The sequence below is a fragment of the Granulicella aggregans genome (genome assembly GCF_014203275.1).
Taxonomy (GTDB): Bacteria; Acidobacteriota; Terriglobia; order Terriglobales; family Acidobacteriaceae; genus Edaphobacter.
In genome coordinates, this window is sequence record NZ_JACHIP010000024.1 from 20,532 (window position 1) to 36,138 (window position 15,607).

The 15,607-nt window shown below is 56.5% G+C and carries 16 protein-coding genes; 3 read left to right on the top strand and 13 right to left on the bottom strand.

All coding sequences use genetic code 11. The annotated features are described in order from the left end of the window. Positions 1-119: 119 nt before the first annotated feature. From HDF16_RS27185 to HDF16_RS27200, 4 genes are all read right to left on the bottom strand, one after another. The gene (locus HDF16_RS27185) at positions 120-512 is read right to left on the bottom strand and encodes a hypothetical protein (protein ID WP_184223608.1); all 393 of its coding nucleotides are present in this window, start codon (positions 510-512) and stop codon (positions 120-122) included. Positions 513-568: 56 nt separating this feature from the next. Further along, positions 569-2,620: a type IV secretion system DNA-binding domain-containing protein gene (locus tag HDF16_RS27190; RefSeq protein WP_184223610.1), complete on the bottom strand. Its 2,052-nt coding sequence runs from the start codon at positions 2,618-2,620 to the stop codon at positions 569-571. Then, positions 2,620-3,036 carry a hypothetical protein gene (locus HDF16_RS27195; RefSeq protein ID WP_184223612.1) on the bottom strand — a complete coding sequence of 139 codons (417 nt, stop codon included), beginning with the start codon at positions 3,034-3,036 and terminating at the stop codon, positions 2,620-2,622. The genes HDF16_RS27190 and HDF16_RS27195 overlap by 1 nt, the downstream gene beginning before the upstream one ends. Positions 3,037-4,300: 1,264 nt before the next feature. Then, complete coding sequence (locus HDF16_RS27200; RefSeq protein WP_184223614.1) at positions 4,301-4,828, bottom strand: HAD-IA family hydrolase; 528 nt, start codon at positions 4,826-4,828, stop codon at positions 4,301-4,303. 197 nt (positions 4,829-5,025) lie between these two features. On the opposite strand from HDF16_RS27200, the gene HDF16_RS27210 reads away from it, so the two are divergent. Both HDF16_RS27210 and HDF16_RS27215 read left to right on the top strand, forming a co-directional pair. Beyond that, the gene (locus HDF16_RS27210; protein ID WP_184223616.1) at positions 5,026-5,217 is read left to right on the top strand and encodes a hypothetical protein; all 192 of its coding nucleotides are present in this window, start codon (positions 5,026-5,028) and stop codon (positions 5,215-5,217) included. Positions 5,218-5,322: 105 nt separating this feature from the next. Continuing rightward, a complete protein-coding gene (locus HDF16_RS27215; protein ID WP_184223618.1) occupies positions 5,323-6,642 on the top strand; it encodes a DUF2130 domain-containing protein in 1,320 nt (439 codons plus the stop codon). A gap of 252 nt (positions 6,643-6,894) precedes the next feature. Here HDF16_RS27215 and HDF16_RS27220 read toward each other — a convergent pair whose 3' ends face one another. Continuing rightward, complete coding sequence (locus HDF16_RS27220) at positions 6,895-7,983, bottom strand: IS630 family transposase (protein ID WP_184223620.1); 1,089 nt, start codon at positions 7,981-7,983, stop codon at positions 6,895-6,897. 119 nt (positions 7,984-8,102) lie between these two features. Here HDF16_RS27220 and HDF16_RS27225 point away from each other — a divergent pair, with 119 nt between their 5' ends. Continuing rightward, positions 8,103-9,191, top strand: a complete 1,089-nt coding sequence (locus HDF16_RS27225; protein WP_184223638.1) for an IS5 family transposase — start codon at positions 8,103-8,105, stop codon at positions 9,189-9,191. 172 nt (positions 9,192-9,363) lie between these two features. Here HDF16_RS27225 and HDF16_RS27230 read toward each other — a convergent pair whose 3' ends face one another. The 8 genes from HDF16_RS27230 to HDF16_RS27265 form a co-directional block, all read right to left on the bottom strand. Continuing rightward, on the bottom strand, positions 9,364-10,239 hold the full coding sequence (locus HDF16_RS27230; RefSeq protein WP_184223622.1) for a hypothetical protein: 876 nt from the start codon (positions 10,237-10,239) through the stop codon (positions 9,364-9,366). 119 nt (positions 10,240-10,358) lie between these two features. Further along, entirely contained in the window at positions 10,359-10,823 is a 465-nt protein-coding gene (locus HDF16_RS27235) for a hypothetical protein (protein WP_184223624.1), read from the bottom strand. Positions 10,824-10,896: 73 nt separating this feature from the next. Next, a complete protein-coding gene (locus tag HDF16_RS27240) occupies positions 10,897-11,403 on the bottom strand; it encodes a GNAT family N-acetyltransferase (protein ID WP_184223626.1) in 507 nt (168 codons plus the stop codon). A gap of 3 nt (positions 11,404-11,406) precedes the next feature. Continuing rightward, positions 11,407-11,739, bottom strand: a complete 333-nt coding sequence (locus HDF16_RS27245; protein ID WP_184223628.1) for a DUF1778 domain-containing protein — start codon at positions 11,737-11,739, stop codon at positions 11,407-11,409. Positions 11,740-12,617: 878 nt separating this feature from the next. Further along, complete coding sequence (locus HDF16_RS27250) at positions 12,618-13,562, bottom strand: replication protein RepA (RefSeq protein WP_184223630.1); 945 nt, start codon at positions 13,560-13,562, stop codon at positions 12,618-12,620. 55 nt (positions 13,563-13,617) lie between these two features. After that, the gene (locus HDF16_RS27255; RefSeq protein ID WP_221313266.1) at positions 13,618-13,905 is read right to left on the bottom strand and encodes a ribbon-helix-helix domain-containing protein; all 288 of its coding nucleotides are present in this window, start codon (positions 13,903-13,905) and stop codon (positions 13,618-13,620) included. Between the two features lie 85 nt (positions 13,906-13,990). Beyond that, positions 13,991-14,611, bottom strand: coding sequence for an AAA family ATPase (locus HDF16_RS27260; RefSeq protein WP_184223632.1), 621 nt, complete (start codon positions 14,609-14,611; stop codon positions 13,991-13,993). Between the two features lie 89 nt (positions 14,612-14,700). Further along, positions 14,701-15,297, bottom strand: coding sequence for a hypothetical protein (locus HDF16_RS27265; RefSeq protein WP_184223634.1), 597 nt, complete (start codon positions 15,295-15,297; stop codon positions 14,701-14,703). Between the last annotated feature and the right edge of the window lie 310 nt (positions 15,298-15,607).

Here is a 15,607-nt window from a genome sequence, read left to right on the forward strand (position 1 = left end):
TCACGCATGACATTGTCCTCCACTATGCATGAAAGGCTTGACGCATTAACGCCCTCAAGAGGCGTTCTATCACTGCACCATCTATGCGTGCCTCGTTCATTGGCAGCTATCGACTTCCATCAGTGGAAAGGTACGACTCTCGGCCGATTGGGAGGGCTCTCGGGTTCTTGATGTGCGTCTATGACGGCGGCCTCGAGGTCGTCCCAAGTCGTTCCCCTCGTTACGATCATCGCTACCTCCCAAGTCCCGGCGCGGAACAAACCACGGGCATAAGCCTCATTGTTCTGCATCTTGGGATGCATGGCAGCTAGGGCTTCCCAAAGACTGATGTGGAGGGCATCATGCGGACGGGAATAAAGCAGCGGCCCAATCTCCAGCATCCGCCGTCCAGCTCGAATCGTTGTTTCGGTGTAGGGCGCTGTGAAGTACTCGAGAGTCTCCTCAATCAGGATTGTCTGCAACACCTGGACAGCCTTTTGCGTTGCTGAAATCCCATCCTCGAGAGTGTCCATAACCATCCTCCTATGCGATTCGATGCCTCGATCCTTCATAGAGCGTTCTCTATTTCTCAATCGATCCAGCGGCTTTGATCCCACTCGCGCGGCGTCCCCTTGTCTGTCCATTTTTTGCGCTCAAAGGGGGACTTTGGTTTTTCGAACTTGCTTGACTCCTTCTGGGGAGCCTGCGCTTCAACCGGCGAAGACGCGGGTATGACAACATCTTTTAGGTCTACTGTCTTCTGTTCCGAGACCGCATCTTGTTGTGAGGACTTTAGAGGCGGTTCTGGTATCGGCGGTGGAACTGACCGTGGCTCCGGCACCGTCATCTTCCTCGCTATAAACTCCGCCTGAAGCTTTCTCAGCGGCGTGAGCGCGAAACTCACCGGCATGACTCGATTCCCTTGTTTGATGTATCCACGCAGCGGCTCGAGCCCCGCGATCTCAGAGGCCATGACGAGCGGTTTGGTGGCGATCTCCATCGCATAAGTTTTCTTCGACCCAAACAGCTTGGGCGTCCTGGACTCCTTCAGACGCTCAACTTCAATCTCACCCAACGTCTCCGAAACCCACTTTGCCGCGCGCGGCTCGGAGGTCTTGAAAAAGATCTTTGTAGCCGGCTGGGAGAGCATGGCCTCGGCGTCCTGACCGTAGCGCTTTTCAAGCTGGCTGCGTCCCTGGAAGCCGAGCACGACTGGGATTTCGTACTTGCGGTTCTCGGTCACTGCAGTATGGAGCTGTGGCAGTTTGTTGAGGCTGGCGAGCTCATCAAGGACGAACCAGACAGGTTTGGCCTCGTTTGCGCAGGGCTCCATCATGCGCAGAATAAGTAGATCGAGCCACGCCGAATGCAGCGGTAAAATTCGGTCTCGCATGGTTGGCTTTGAGGTCATAAAGACCCACTGGGTTCTCTTGAAACCCCACTGCGTTGTCTCGAAGAAGCCGCGCTTTTTGTCCTGTTCCGGAAGCAGTGCGAGGCTGTCGGCGATCATGTTGAGGCTGGCCAGAACGCCGCCCCGCTGCGGTCCGGCGTTGCGGTCAAGGTAGGCCGCCTGAGGTGTGCCCTCCAGCCGGCGCTCGATCTCGGCGGGATCGGCCATCCACGCCAAAAGCTCCTGAACGGACGGACGGCTTTTGAGCAACCGGGACAGAACCCGGCGGGGCGCATCGGTGAAGAATGCCTTCTCGTGCTCCTTCTCGGGAAGCATCGCAGCAGCGATCGCATCCGAAGTTCCGTAGTCATAAACCTCGTTTGATAGGTTCCAGGAGGGGCATCGTTCGTCGAGCGGGTTCAGCACAAAGTCCGCGCGCTCGGCGTTGTAGAACTCCTGAACGAATTCGCCAGCCGGATCGTTTACGATGGCTGCCTCACCGCGCTTCTGGATCTCGCGAAGGATCTGACGGATGGCGTTCGACTTGCCGCTTCCGGTGTCCCCCATGAGCAGGATGTGACTCGACTCAAGCCTGCGCGGAATGGGAAAGCTCGATGGCAAGATGCCGAACGTTGGCTTCAACCGAAGCTTAATCCCGCCGTCTCTTTCTGCCTTGTTCGCCCCCCAATCCGAGACCAACTCCGGCCCCCTGGTCCGCCGGCCGTGGCGATCTTCATGGCTCGACCCGGCCCGAATACGGTTACGGATGAGGAGCACCGTCACGAACAGAGCCGCTCCGAAGAGGACCGGGGTAAGCAACAACCGACTGAGACTTTCGTCGTCGAAAAAGCCTTCTCGCAGGACCTTCTCCAGCCCGTCAGCCGATACGACCTGTCTGGCCGAAACCAGTCCCGTCCACCCCGCCGCCTGCGCCTTGGGAGAGAGGTTGAGTGGCAACGCCGGGTTCTTGGAAACCGGATCGGCAACGACATCGCTCTCGACCGCGATCTCAGGTTTACGCTTCGGAGCGGTCTTCGAAACCCACCAAACCTGAGCCTTCGCCCGCCGTCCTGCCCCTGTGCTATGGCCTCTCGGGATCATGAGATAGGAGTTGAAATATTGCTTCTGCAGTGGAGTCAGGGCGAACGAAAACCAGAGCGCGTATTGGACGAAGAAACAGATCAACCCCACCGCAATCCAGATCGGAAAGAACAGCCTGGACCGGCTCCGGAACTGGAGCGGACGGGACACTATTTCTCTCCCGCGTAGGGCTTGACCTGGTCCTCGAGCCGGCGCAGAATCTCGTCCGCCTTCCCCTGCTTCACCGAGTCTGCCTGGGTCACGATGCGCTGAATCGTCTCCTTTGGAAGGTCGACTGCGACCGCAGCGAGCAGGTTCACGACGATGCTTCTGAGTCCGACAATCTCGGCTAGCAGGGTCGGATCGGGAGTCGATTTCTTGATCCGTACAGGCCGGTTCAGATGCGCGATCGCGGCATCGCGAAGCCACTCGGAGCAGGTCTTGTTGGCGGCCGAGGCCGCGGCTTCGACCGCCTCCATCTCAGCTTTCGGGAGACGGGTTGCGAGGGTTTTCGCGCGGAAAGAAGGCTCTTCTATCTTCGCAGGCGGCTCGGAAAACAGCGGGGGAGGAACGCGATGATTGCTCATGATAAGGGGAACGGCTCTATAGTTTCCACCCTACGGGCGAAGCTCAATGAGGTCAAATTTAACACGTTTCCGGGCGTAAACAATTGTCTACGTGGGTTTACCGACGTAAACGAAGGTGCGGAAATGGCTGATTTTGGCAAGGCGCAGATACTGGTCGAGCCTGCGAGTGGCTCGGATTCCTGTTTACGCAGGTTTACCGTTGGTTCCGCCTGGACTCCGAAGTGAGCTAAACCATTGATTCAGCGAACGTAGACAGTTGTATACGCGCGTTCACAGGCAGCAACCCTTTGGGGATGACGTGTCAGCCCTACTTCCGATGCGAAGCAGCGTTCCTTTGCACTTTTCAGTGCGTGCCAACTACACCCCCGCCGCCGTGCCTGTGGGTTGTGGGACGCGTGCAACGCGTTCCAAGTGCAGCGGCAAATCCATCAGGTAATGCAGAGACAAACTGCGCGGAAGACTTCTTTCGGAGCGACACAAGCTATGAGCGTTCTCGATGACGGCTGGGCTTCAATCCACTCCTCAAATACGCGCGGTCAAGCGACGTCGAGTCCGACCGTTCCATAGGAAGAAAGCTTCATCCTCTCTCGCTGCATCCAAGCTGTATCTCGTATCTCAGACAGGATCACCCTCCATGCGCAGACTCATCTTTTGGACCACCGTTGTTTCTGGAATCGCTGCGGCCTACCTCCTGTACAAAAAAGGTGTTCCTCCAGGCACGATCGCATCAGAGGTCATTGCCAATCCAGTTGGAACTCTGATTCACGAGCTTTAGCCTGCTCTGGCAGGTTAAGAATGAGGATCCGCGCAGCGGATCACTTCAGCTCCGAGTGTGGACCTGCCGCGATCACGCCGTTTGCTTTTCAGAGCCCGCAGGACGAGCCAGAGCGCTGGTAGAAATAGCTCGATGAACCAGAATGCCATAGCTTATGTTCGAGCCTGGTGGACGGTTGCGCAAGACAGTCACAGTCGCTCCATGTAAGGCTGGGTACCATATGCGCAAAGCTACGAACAAAGAAGTGCTCTTCTTGCTGCTCGCCTTCGCTCCTCTCAGCGTATTCGGGTTGCGGGTCGGCTCTCAACTCAACAATTACTTGCAAGCCACGAACCTTCTCGGGAGTCATGCCTTGGCCGAACCGCGCTGGTACGCCATATCGGCGCTTATGGCATTCTGTGGAGCGATCGGGTTTGTCGGCGCGTTGATTGGAAGCAATGCACCGAGACGTTGCTGAAGCGCTTCGGAATACAGTAGACCGGCAGCGCCTTATCCACAACTCTGGAGCGCCGGGAATTTGAGATTGAGTGTTAAAGTTTCTGGGTCGACGGAGACGGCAATTTGATCGATGGAAGCGATGATCCAATCTGCTTCCTGAAGCTCATTCAAGCGATGCGAAGAAGCGACCGCGAGCACCTGGCAACCTGCAGCCTTGCCGGCCCGAACTCCTGCCGGTGCATCTTCGATCACCAGACATTCCTGGGGCTGGCGGGTGAGAATTCCAGCACCCCGAAGGTAGCCCTCCGGATGTGGCTTTCCTAGCCTAACGGTGTCACCGCCAACCGTGTGAGTGGGTGTCAAAATACCAGCCGCTGCAAGCCGACTTCGCATTATCTTCTCAGATGCTGACGTGACTACAGCCCATCGATAGGACGGTAGCGATGCCAGCAACTCCACGACACCGGGGTAAGCAGTGACATCGGATTGCTCCTCTTCCGCAAACGAATCGAGCTGTGCGAGATGACTGGTCAGCGATTCGGGGGTGGGGTGCGGAAGATATTCTCGGATGGTGTCCACTCACGGCGGCCATGTGCTCGACGCAGGTCAAAGATCTCGCTTAGGCCATGATGCGCTGCCCACCGTGTCCAGCATCGCTCATCTCCGTGAGTGGACCTTACGAGTACGCCATCCATGTCGAATAGGAGGCCGCCGACTGCGATCTCAATGGGAATGGTCAAGGCGCTCTCGGTCGCAATCTCGCTGGCGGGCATAGGGTGAGATTATCAGTCCTCAATCCGCGGTTCGAGGTGATCGTCCGCCCAGAGTTTGCTCTGCCGCGCCTCAATACCCTCTCGATCCAATTCCGCGAGTTTGAGCTTCCATTTGTCGAGCAGCTTCAGCGCCTGCCGGTGCCGTCGCCAAGCGCGGGCCAACATACGCTCTGCATGGGCGCGTCTGCGGTCTGAAGGAAGATCTGCCACGGCTGAATTGATTCTAAGGTCGCGGCTTGGCAGAGAGTTGGCGTCCAGTCTTCCTCTTCAAGCCGCTCTATACTACGGCGGAGGATACCCATGCCGCCCCAAACCGACCAATCGCTCGTCTGTCCCCAGTGCGGCGAAGCGATCAAACTCACCGAATCACTGGCTGCACCACTGGTCGCAGCGACCCGCGCAGAGTACGAACGGCAGCTCGCGAACCAGGCGAAGACTTTTGAAGCTGAAAAGCTGACATTGAACGCGCAAAAGGAAGCGAATGATCGGAGAGCGGCCGAACTGGAGGCAGCTGCCTCCAAGCAGCACCAGGAAGTTGCTCAAGCTGTCCGGGATCAAGTCGCGAAGCAGCTAGTCACCGAGCGTAAGACGATCGCCGATCAGGAATCGGCACGTGCTCGACAGCAGATGGAAGATGAGCTGAAGGCAGAGCGAGACGCAAGCATGCTCCAGAAGGAACGTATCGAGACGCTCACCAAGAAACTGACCGACGCTCAAGCGGCAGAGGCGGAGCTTCTCAAGAAGAAACAGCAGCTCGAGGATAAAGAGCGTGAACTCGCGTTAGATCTTCAGAAAGGAATTGCTGCGGGGCTGGCTGATGTGCGAGCCAAGGCACTCGCTGAGGCACAATCCACGCTCGATCTGAAGGTGCAGGATCGCGACAACAAGATTGCGGATCTCTTGACCCAGATTGACAGCCTGAAGCGCAAGGCGGAGCAAAGTTCACAGCAGTCTCAGGGTGAATCGCTGGAGCTTGCGCTCGAGCACCAACTGCGTGCCCAGTTCCCTTTCGACCTCATAGAACCCGTCGCCAAGGGCGAGTTTGGGGGCGACGTGCTACAGCATGTCCGTGATCAGAGTGGCCAACTCTGCGGAAAGATCCTTTGGGAGTCAAAGCGGACGAAGGCCTGGTCGGATTCATGGCTTACTAAGCTTAAAGGCGATCAGCGTGCCGCACATGCGGATTTGGCAGTGATCGTGTCGCAGACGATGCCGAAGGACGTTACGCACTTTGACCACATGGAGGGCATCTGGGTGTCCAGCCTGGGCTGCATCCTGCCGGTTGCCAATGCCCTTCGGGTGAGCGTGATTGAACTCGCCGGCGTGCGCCGGTCCAGCGAAGGGCAGGAGACAAAAGCGCAGCAGATCTACGCTTACCTGACCGGTCCGCGGTTCAAACACCGGATCGAATGCATCGCCGAGAAGTTCACAGAACTGCGCGGCGATCTCGATAAGGAACGCAAATGGATGAACAAGCAGTGGGCGAAGAGAGACAGTGAGCTTCTGGCAGTTCTCGAGGCCACGTCCGGCATGTACGGGGATCTCCAAGGGATCGCAGGACAGAATCTCAAGGAGATCGACGCGCTGGAAGGTCCCATGCGGCTCGAATTGAACAGCTAGGGTTAGTGTCGGGCGGCACTCAAAGACCGGAAGATGATTGATTACAAAGGACAGAATTTCCGGGATTTGAGTGCAGCGTGACAACTGTTTTGTACATCTACTCTGCTTAAAGCTCTTGGCAATTGTCAAATTGCCCCTGGCGACAGCATTGTTAGCTCCAGCCCTCTTTGTTGGTATTGAACTCGTGTCATTTCGTTAGCGTGTGCCGTTCCCATGTGACTGTTCAACCTCCACTTTTGCCTTATGTAGGCCCTAGTGTGCTGTCCCAGAGATTCGTGAACAAAGTCGTGCAAGCTTCTGAAGGATGGAGTCTGCTGTTGCGGTCCACGCGAATGGTCGGCAGTTACGGTTGTAGTGCTGGACGAAGTGATCGATTCTATCGATCAGGTGTTTGACGCTCCTGAAACTACCTCTGCGAATCGCCTGCTGGGTGATGAGCCCGAACCAACGCTCGACTTGATTGAGCCAGGAGGAGTAGGTGGGAGTGTAGTGGATGTGGAAGCGGGGCCGCTGTGCCAACCAGAGTCGTACGTTGGCATGCTTGTGGGTGGCGTAGTTGTCGACGATCAGATGGACCTCAAGGCCTGCCGGCACAGCCTGATCGATGCGCTTGAGGAACGCAAGAAACTCCTGATGACGATGACGCGCCTTGCACTCCGTCAGGACAGTTCCGGAGGCGATGTCGAGTGCGGCAAACAGGGTGGTGGTTCCATGGCGAACGTAGTCGTGGGTGACTCCTTCCACGTAGCCCAACCCCATCGGCAACACAGGCTGAGTGCGATCAAGGGCCTGAATCTGAGACTTCTCATCGACCGAAAGCACGATCGCATGGTCAGGAGGGTTCAGATAGAGTCCCACCACGTCGCGGACTTTTTCAATGAAGAACGGATCGCTGGACAGCTTGAAGTTCTTGCTGCGGTGAGGCTGAACGGCAAATGCTCGGAAGACGCGATGGACCGTTGATTTTGAAAGACCGTTGCTATCGGCAGCTTGGCGTACACTCCAGTGACTTCCTGCTGGAGGCTTGTTCTTCAAAGTGCGGCGGAGCAGCAAGGCCACCTTCTCATCGGAGACCGACCGGGGCCGACCAGGTCGAAGTTCATCGTAAAGACCGCTCAAACGCCGCTCGATAAAACGCTGGCGCCACTTACCGACCGTCGCCTTCGTCCACTTCAACTGGGATGCGATCTCCGTGTTGGTCTTGCCCTCGGCCGACCACAACACCAACTTCGCCCGAGCCACGAGAGCGTGAGGCAAACTACGGGAAGAAGAGAAGCAGCGCAACTCAGCCTCTTCCTCCGCACTCAGTTCCAGGGATGTCTTCGGTCGGCCGGTCAGCATAACCGGAGGTTAACTCAGCCAGCCACATTTAACAACTATATCTGGGACAGCACACTAGGAGCTTGTTGAAATAGGTTCCGCACTTCGTCTGATTTGCGCTTGTCATGGTCTTATGGAGTATGCGTGGAGACGAGCGGTTGCAGGGTGGGATGTTCAGCTATGTGACGTTGGAGCAGCGTGTTCCTCAGGATCATCCGCTGCGTGAGATACGCAGGCTAACGGATGTGGTTCTGGCTTCTCTGAGCACGGCGTTTGACGAGATGTACTCGGCGTCCGGGCGTCCCTCGATTGCGCCTGAGTATGTGCTGCGGGCGCTGTTGCTGCAGGCGTTCTACTCGGTCCGCTCCGAGCGGCAGTTGGTCGAGCAGCTGGACTACAACCTGCTGTTCCGCTGGTTCGTCGGCCTGGGCATGGATGACGCGGTGTGGAACCACGCCGTGTTTTCGAAGAACCGGGACCGGCTGCTCACCAGCGAAGTGGCGCAGCAGTTCTTCGCCGAGGTCAACCAGCAGGCCAGGCGTTTCATGAGCGATGAGCACTTTACCGTCGATGGGACGTTGATCCAGGCCTGGGCATCTCAGAAGAGCTTCCGCAAGAAGGACGGCTCCGATGGCGACGGCACGAACTTCCACAGACAGAAGCGCACCAACGAGACGCATGAATCGACGACCGATCCAGACGCCAGGCTCTACAAGAAGAGTTATGGCAAGGAGTCGCACCTGGCCTATCTCGGCCACGCGCTGGTGGAGAACCGCAACGGCCTGATCGCCGCCGCGATGGCCACCCAGGCCGATGGCTATGCCGAGCGCGAGGCCGCGCTGCTGCTGCATGAAGCGAAGCAGAAAGGCAGCTCACGGCGGATCACCGTTGGTGCCGACAAGGCCTACGATACGAAGGACTTCGTCACTGCCGCCCGGACGCTGAACGTGACCGCGCATGTGACGAAGAACGAGAAGGGACGCCGCTCGAATATGGATCGCCGAACCACTCGGCATCCCGGATATGCGATCAGCCTGAGCCGGCGGTGGCTGGTCGAGAAGGGCTTCGGGTGGCTCAAGCAGACCGGCCCACTCCGCCAGGTGAAGCTGCGCGGTCTGCACAAGGTGGACTGGATCTTCGTCTTCAACTGCGCCGCACACAACCTCATGCGCCTGCCCAGGCTGATCGCAAGCCATCTCCAGCAAGACCCTCGGCAGAACTGCGCCTGAAAACATCCCGTTGAGTGTTCAACAACGCACGCAGACAGAATCGCACAGAGACTACTCAAGCTAAACAGCCTCGCAGACCTCAAATACCCCTTCGCGCAGAGCCCATGAACCCTATTTCAACAAGCTCCTAGAAGCGACGGAGGGCGGAGGAGATATGAACAGGGTCTTCTTCCTACCGCGCAGCTTGGGGTGTCATTTCAGGCACTAACACCGGGCTGCAGGTGAGCGTATTGGAAATATAGTTCTTCCCTCCGTCAACGGAGATCGAGAGCTTCACGTCGAAAGATGCTGTCTGTCCAGGAGTGCCACGTCCCCTGTAGCCGAAACTTGGCTGAAGAGAAACCCCCGGATCGATCACGGTCGGGCTCGGGCGACCGAACATATATCCACCGAGCGTTGAATCCGAGAGGCCGAAATTATTGCCGACATTGTCTGTCATCGTGCCGCCGGTTTGCGCCACAAGGATAGGTCCGGCGCTGATGTTCTGTAGAGTCGCGATTGTCCGATAGCCGATGAACTTGCCATTTTCAAGAACGAGTTTGACCTGGGCTGGACCGAGCGCCCAATTTTGCAAACTGAGGCCACTGCACAAACTTCGCTGGGTCGCAGGCTCCGGCTGCGTCGGAGTTGTTATTGCCTGCTGCGTCGTTGCTGGCGGCGCAATCGAGGTCGTGGTCTTAGGTGCCTTAGCTTGCGGCACGGCCTCCGCAAGCGGAGTGTTGGAGTTGTAAATCTTGTAGCTCGTAATTGCCCCGTGAATGATGCTCGTGACAATCCCTGGCTCTGTCGGATCGGTTTTTTTATTGAGGGAGATGAAGGCCGCTGCAATGGCCGCGCCGGCCGCGATCAAGCCAACGATGAGGGTCGCAATAACACCCAGGAGCGCGCTTCTGCGGCCGTGAGCCGCTTTCTGTTTCTCAAGCTCGTGTTTATCCCGCTCCAGCTGATAGATCCGATCCCTATGCTTCTCTTCAGCTTCTTCCTTGCGCCGTAAAGCTTCGCGTTGCTCTGCTAGGATGCGCTCATCACCAGGTATCGGGTTACTCATCGGGGCCCTCGCCGACTTAGTCTAGCTGGAAATTTAAGGTCTTTCCGATAATCAATCAAACTTTTAATTGACCCGGATTTTTCAAGCAGCCGGTCAAGCCAGGACACCGTCCACCTGCCTTACGCCTCTGCCACCGGCTCTGCGGCAGCCTTCTTTACAGTAACGGCTCGCTTCTTGCTGACCTTAGCAGCTATCTTCTTCGCAGCTGGTTTGGCGGCAGGAACAGCCTTCTTCGCAGGCTTTGGGGCAATCTTCTTTGCAACAGGCTTTGGGGCAATCTTCTTTGCAACAGGCTTTGCGGCAGCCTTCTTCTGAGCCGCCCAACGCGCCTTCTGCGCGGCAGCGATTCGTCCTTTGCCTTCTGCGCTCAAGGTCCGCTTAGCCGGTTTGACCGCAGCGGGCGCGACAACTTCCGCCTTCTTGTTGACGGAGCCCTTCGGCCGGCCACGGCGCTTCCCTGTTGCGGGCTTCGCCGCCACCGGCTTGGTTGCCTGGATGGCGGGAACGTCAGCGAGCAGCGCCCGTGCCTGCTGCAACTTCAAAATCTCTTGGTCGATGGCTTCGATTATCTCGGATGTATTCATATTCCCTCACCCATCAGCATACCTTCTGAAATTGCACACATTGAGCGAATTAATGCGCCCCACAGCTAATCAACTAAGCACTTATGCTGCTCAAGACCTCGCGCGCGTCTTTGAGGGTCACGACCATGAGTCGGGGATCTCCAACACACTCGGAGAAACCGAGCTTGAGGTAGAAGGCTCGGGCATCATCGGAGATGGGATGGACGACGATTCCGCGGATACCGATGGTGTCCGCGGCGTGCGCGACGCGCTGGACGGCATCCTTGAAGAGGCCTCGACCGACGCCTTTGCGGGCGAGGCTGAGATCGACAGCGAGCCGCCCCAGCATGACGACCGGAATGGGGTCCGGCATGTTGCGTCGGAACTTGCCCGGCAACCCAGCCAGGCTAACCGAACCCGAGGCAAGAGCGTAATAGCCGAGGACGCGGTTTTTTTCACAGACAACGAAGGTCCTGCTTGCGCCATCGGCCTGATTGGCGCGAGCGCGCTTGATGAGCCATTCGTCGAGCGAAGCCTCGCCCGATCGGAACTGAGTGAGGTTATGATGGTCGGCCAGCACAGCTGGCGCAGATAGCTCCACCGGCTACTCCCAGGGCGCGAGCATCTGCAGGCTCTTCTGCAAGCGCTGGTTCGGCTGCGGCGGCGCATCGAGACGCTGGACAAATGCCTTGAATGCAGCGGGGCTCAACTGGAGGTGGACCTGATCGAGCAAGGTAGTCTGCGCGGCCTTGCGTGCGGCATCGAGCACGAAGTCAGTACGATTCTGGCCGGCAACCTCCGCCGCCCGGTCGATCAGGATGCGCAGATCGGGCTGAATGCGCATGTTCAGCGTGGCGCGCGTCTTCCCTGCCGGCTTCGCCGCAGTACGAGTTTTGCGGGTAGAGACGTTTTTCGTGCGGGATTCAGCGATAGCCATGACAGACCTCCAACAGCTTGAGTGTAGCAAGACGTAAATACAATGTCATTACGGACAGCAGCCTGAGCGCAAGTTTCGCGCCGGGATCGGAAGGGTGACGTGTAGAGGCGTTTTCTCTGAGTTTTGGGTGCCTGCGGCTGTCTGAGGCCTCAACGGGACGTTGTGGGGCTTCTCTGCTCGATTTCCGGAGGCTCTAATCGTTAGCCCAAACCTTCAAAAGCACCCCACTTTCATAAGGGAGCTTTTACTTTTGTTGTTGTATCTGCGGGGTTTGGGGCGGCAGCCCCAACGGAAAAGGGCCGTTAGGCCCTATAGGGTGCGGCCGAAGGACGCGCTCCTTTTGCTTTCGCGTTGTTGGGATTATTAAAATCCACAGGAAAGCGGGCACTACTACAAGTGGTTTATGTATTTAATACAAGTTCTTTAACTACAAGAGACGAGCTAAACAGTTGAATACAATAGAGATTCATCGTTTTTTGTCGGGAACGTATGCGTGGAAAACTAGCTTTTGTCGGGAACGTATGCGCCAATTGAGTGGAAATGACCCTTTTTAGGGTCGGGGACGTATGCGTGGAAAACTATTAGAATCAACAGGTTTTGCACATTTTCAGTGTCGGGAACGTATGCGCTATTCGTAGATCCTATGCGTCGGGAACGTATGCGCAACATCTGAATGAGCCATTGATTGCTGCCAGCTCTGGATGAAGAGAACCGCCTAAATTGGCAGCTTCTCATAACCCTCTTGTAATGTGTTGCTTGCGAGTTCTTCGATCCAAATAGGCTTGTATACACCGGGGATTGTCACGGAGGGAGTTACAGTGGCGCATGTCGTTGTCGGGAACGTATGCGTAGATCACCGTCGGGAACGTATGCGTAGCTCAGTCGAACCTTGGGATGTCCGGTACACTACTTTCGCCTGGAAGTAGTCTGATTCCCCGACCGTCAGTGTGCTCTTTAATGCTCGGCGCTGCTTTTCTAAATGCCATTCTGACGACCTCCATTTGCTTCAGGAACTCGCGCTTAAATTCATGACGTCCCTGGCGGGTGTCCGCGTAATTGGCCCCAAACTGAAGCTGTAGCTTGCCCCATGGAATGTCAGTGGGCCGGCTAAGATACTTCATCCGGTAATTCAGCCACAGGTAAAGATCGAGAGCTAGCGGACTTTGCGTCTTCTCTCGAATCACTTGGACAACTCGCATATCGAAGGGGACGGGTCGGTTGGTAATCTCTTTATAGAAGGCCTCGCTTAGCAGAATAGTGGAAGACCAAAGTCCAGGCTGATCTGACTTCCCTGCCTGCTTCTCCTCCCACAAAAACTCTGCTTCTTCGATCATGCCAACCTGACGCAAGCTCCAAGAACGACCATTGTCATAGGTCACCGACAGAGTAGAAGAGGCCATGCGCTTCATCTGGTCCCGCAGTCGGGTTATAGTGCCTGTCTTTCCACCCGTCAGCGAAAGGTTTAGCTGCATCATGAACTCAGTTAGAGAGTGCCCCAACTCTAGCCGCCTGTTCTTCTTGAACATAGCTTCACGGGTCATCCACATAAACATCAGGCGAGGCAATACACCGAAAGGAAGGCCTACGTCGGAGGGAGCCATGATTGTTAATCGGAAGTTATTTGCTACACGCGAGAACTCATTGGCAGGAATTCGCCGGTAGGGAAAACAGGCCTGAACGAGCATCCGAGCGATATAACCTCGCTCTTCCTCGTTGGGATCGCGCTCGCTGATAGACGCCATGAGCTCAACCAACTCGCGCGATCGATCATCCGTTATGCTATTGCCCCCAAACAAATCAGACTGTTCTTCGTTAAATTCCATCAAGCCTACCTATCTACATGTCTACATATCGACATGTCTTCTTGTCTACAATGATTCATGCGATTGGGGGAAGATCGTACTTACGAAAGAGATCGTTGAGAGCCTCTTGCAAAAGCTCCTGCATAGTCTTGTCGCTCTCTATCGCGGCTTTTTTAATCTGCCGAGACACTTCCGGCTCGAAAAATCCTGTAATTGGCTTCTTCCCTGCTCGAGAGGGTGCTACAGATCTTAATAGTTGAGGCTTCGACTTGTCTTCATCGGATTGGGCCTGCTGGACCTCAATGTCCCGTGCCGGTTGCCGGGAAAAGGAATGTCCTGCCGCCTGACTCAATGCGTGGGCCATAGAATTTCGTTTCAACGTAATCCTCCGAGGTGCCATACGACATTACTACTCATAGACATAATGTAATTGCTACATGCATTCATGTCTACATGTCTAATTGTTTCCGCACCCATTTGTACAATTCGTGCGCTTCCTCGGCGGCCTTGCCTAATGGCTCGTATTCCTGCGCAACTTGCCCGTTTACCAAACAGTGATAGTAGGCCGCCCGCATCGAGAGATGAACGGGAGCGATAGGAGCATCGTAGGTACCGATGGCCATATCTGCTTCAGAAGCAAGCCCCCCGCGCGGAGGAACGGCATTGACAACCACGGCAAAGGGCTTCTTCGCTAGGCGCGCAAGCTCAATTGACGAGCCTATGGCTTTCAAGTCGAGCAGATGTGGTCTGCAGGGGATAAGCACTAGATCGGCTGCGCGAGCCGCCGAAAGCGACGAGCTTTCTGAATTGGGCGAGGTGTCGATTACAACAAAAGCAGCTCCTTGCTTCTCCGCTTCAGCCAAGATCACACCCAATCTATTTACTTGTGCGGGCTGGACTATGGGTGTCTCATCTTCTCGAAGATCCTTCCACGTCGCGGCACTCGCCTGAGGATCAAGGTCGATGATTACAGTGGGCTTTCCATCCCTCTCTGCCGCGACAGCTAAATGCAGAGCTACTGTCGTCTTTCCGACGCCACCTTTTTGCGAAACGATTGCTACTGTCTTCATGTCTACATGTTCTATACGTTATTTTCCGACATTGCAACATGTCTACATGTTGTAACGTCGCATTGCCTCATTGCGGAGCTAAGCGTCACTCAGTCAGAGCTTGAGTGGTCTGCAGGTACCGTTCTTTCAGAGCGCTCCCTCTCCATCGCTTCGAGCTCTGCGAAAAGAGCATCGATCTCCAGAGCGACTTCGGGCACTTCTGGCGGCATCTCCGGCTCGTAGGCCTGGGCGAAGGCATCGACATCGGTCTCGAGCACCCTGGCGAGCGCAAACATCGCCTCCGCCAACTGTTCCACGGTAGCGAAGCTGACCTCCAGCCGCCCCCGGCTCAAAGCGATCGACTCGGGCAGGGAACTGAGCGTGGCGGGCTCGGTGTCGCGGGGAACCAGCGCCCGCACCTTCTTCCTGGAGACGCCGGCCTTCTCCGCGCGGACCTGCTCGAAGAGAGCACCGACATCCTCGGCCTCGCGCACCCGGTCGAGGAAGACCACCAAAGCCTCGCGCTCTACGAGCAGGGAAGTACCGATCTTGACCGTCGGCAGCATCTCGAAGAGCTTTTGGGCGGCGCGGGGCTGCAGCTCGAAGAGCTGTTCCAGGTCGCGGCGGCCGTAGTGCGAACGCACGGAGTTGGCGACGGAACGGCGGATCTCATGGAGGCGCGGGAGCCAGGAGATGGGGCGCGGCATGGCGGGCGAGCCCTCCTAAAGGGAGCAACAGCGCTAGTTTAGGAGGTTTCGGGAGGGAAGGGAATAGCTGCGCGATCGCGCAGTAACTGCCTAAATCTCACTTCGCCAGGAGGGCTTTTTACTACAACATAAAGGACGTTATGTTGTAGTACTTCGGGTCGCGAACTGTTAATCTCGTTTCGTGGAATATCCCCTATCGATCACCAGTCTTATCGGGGGTAAACCCAACATTGCTGTCACCAAGGGCAATCTGGTACAGGGCGGTGATGGTGGGTTCTAGGTAGCTGCGCCGCACCAGCCCCTTAAACTT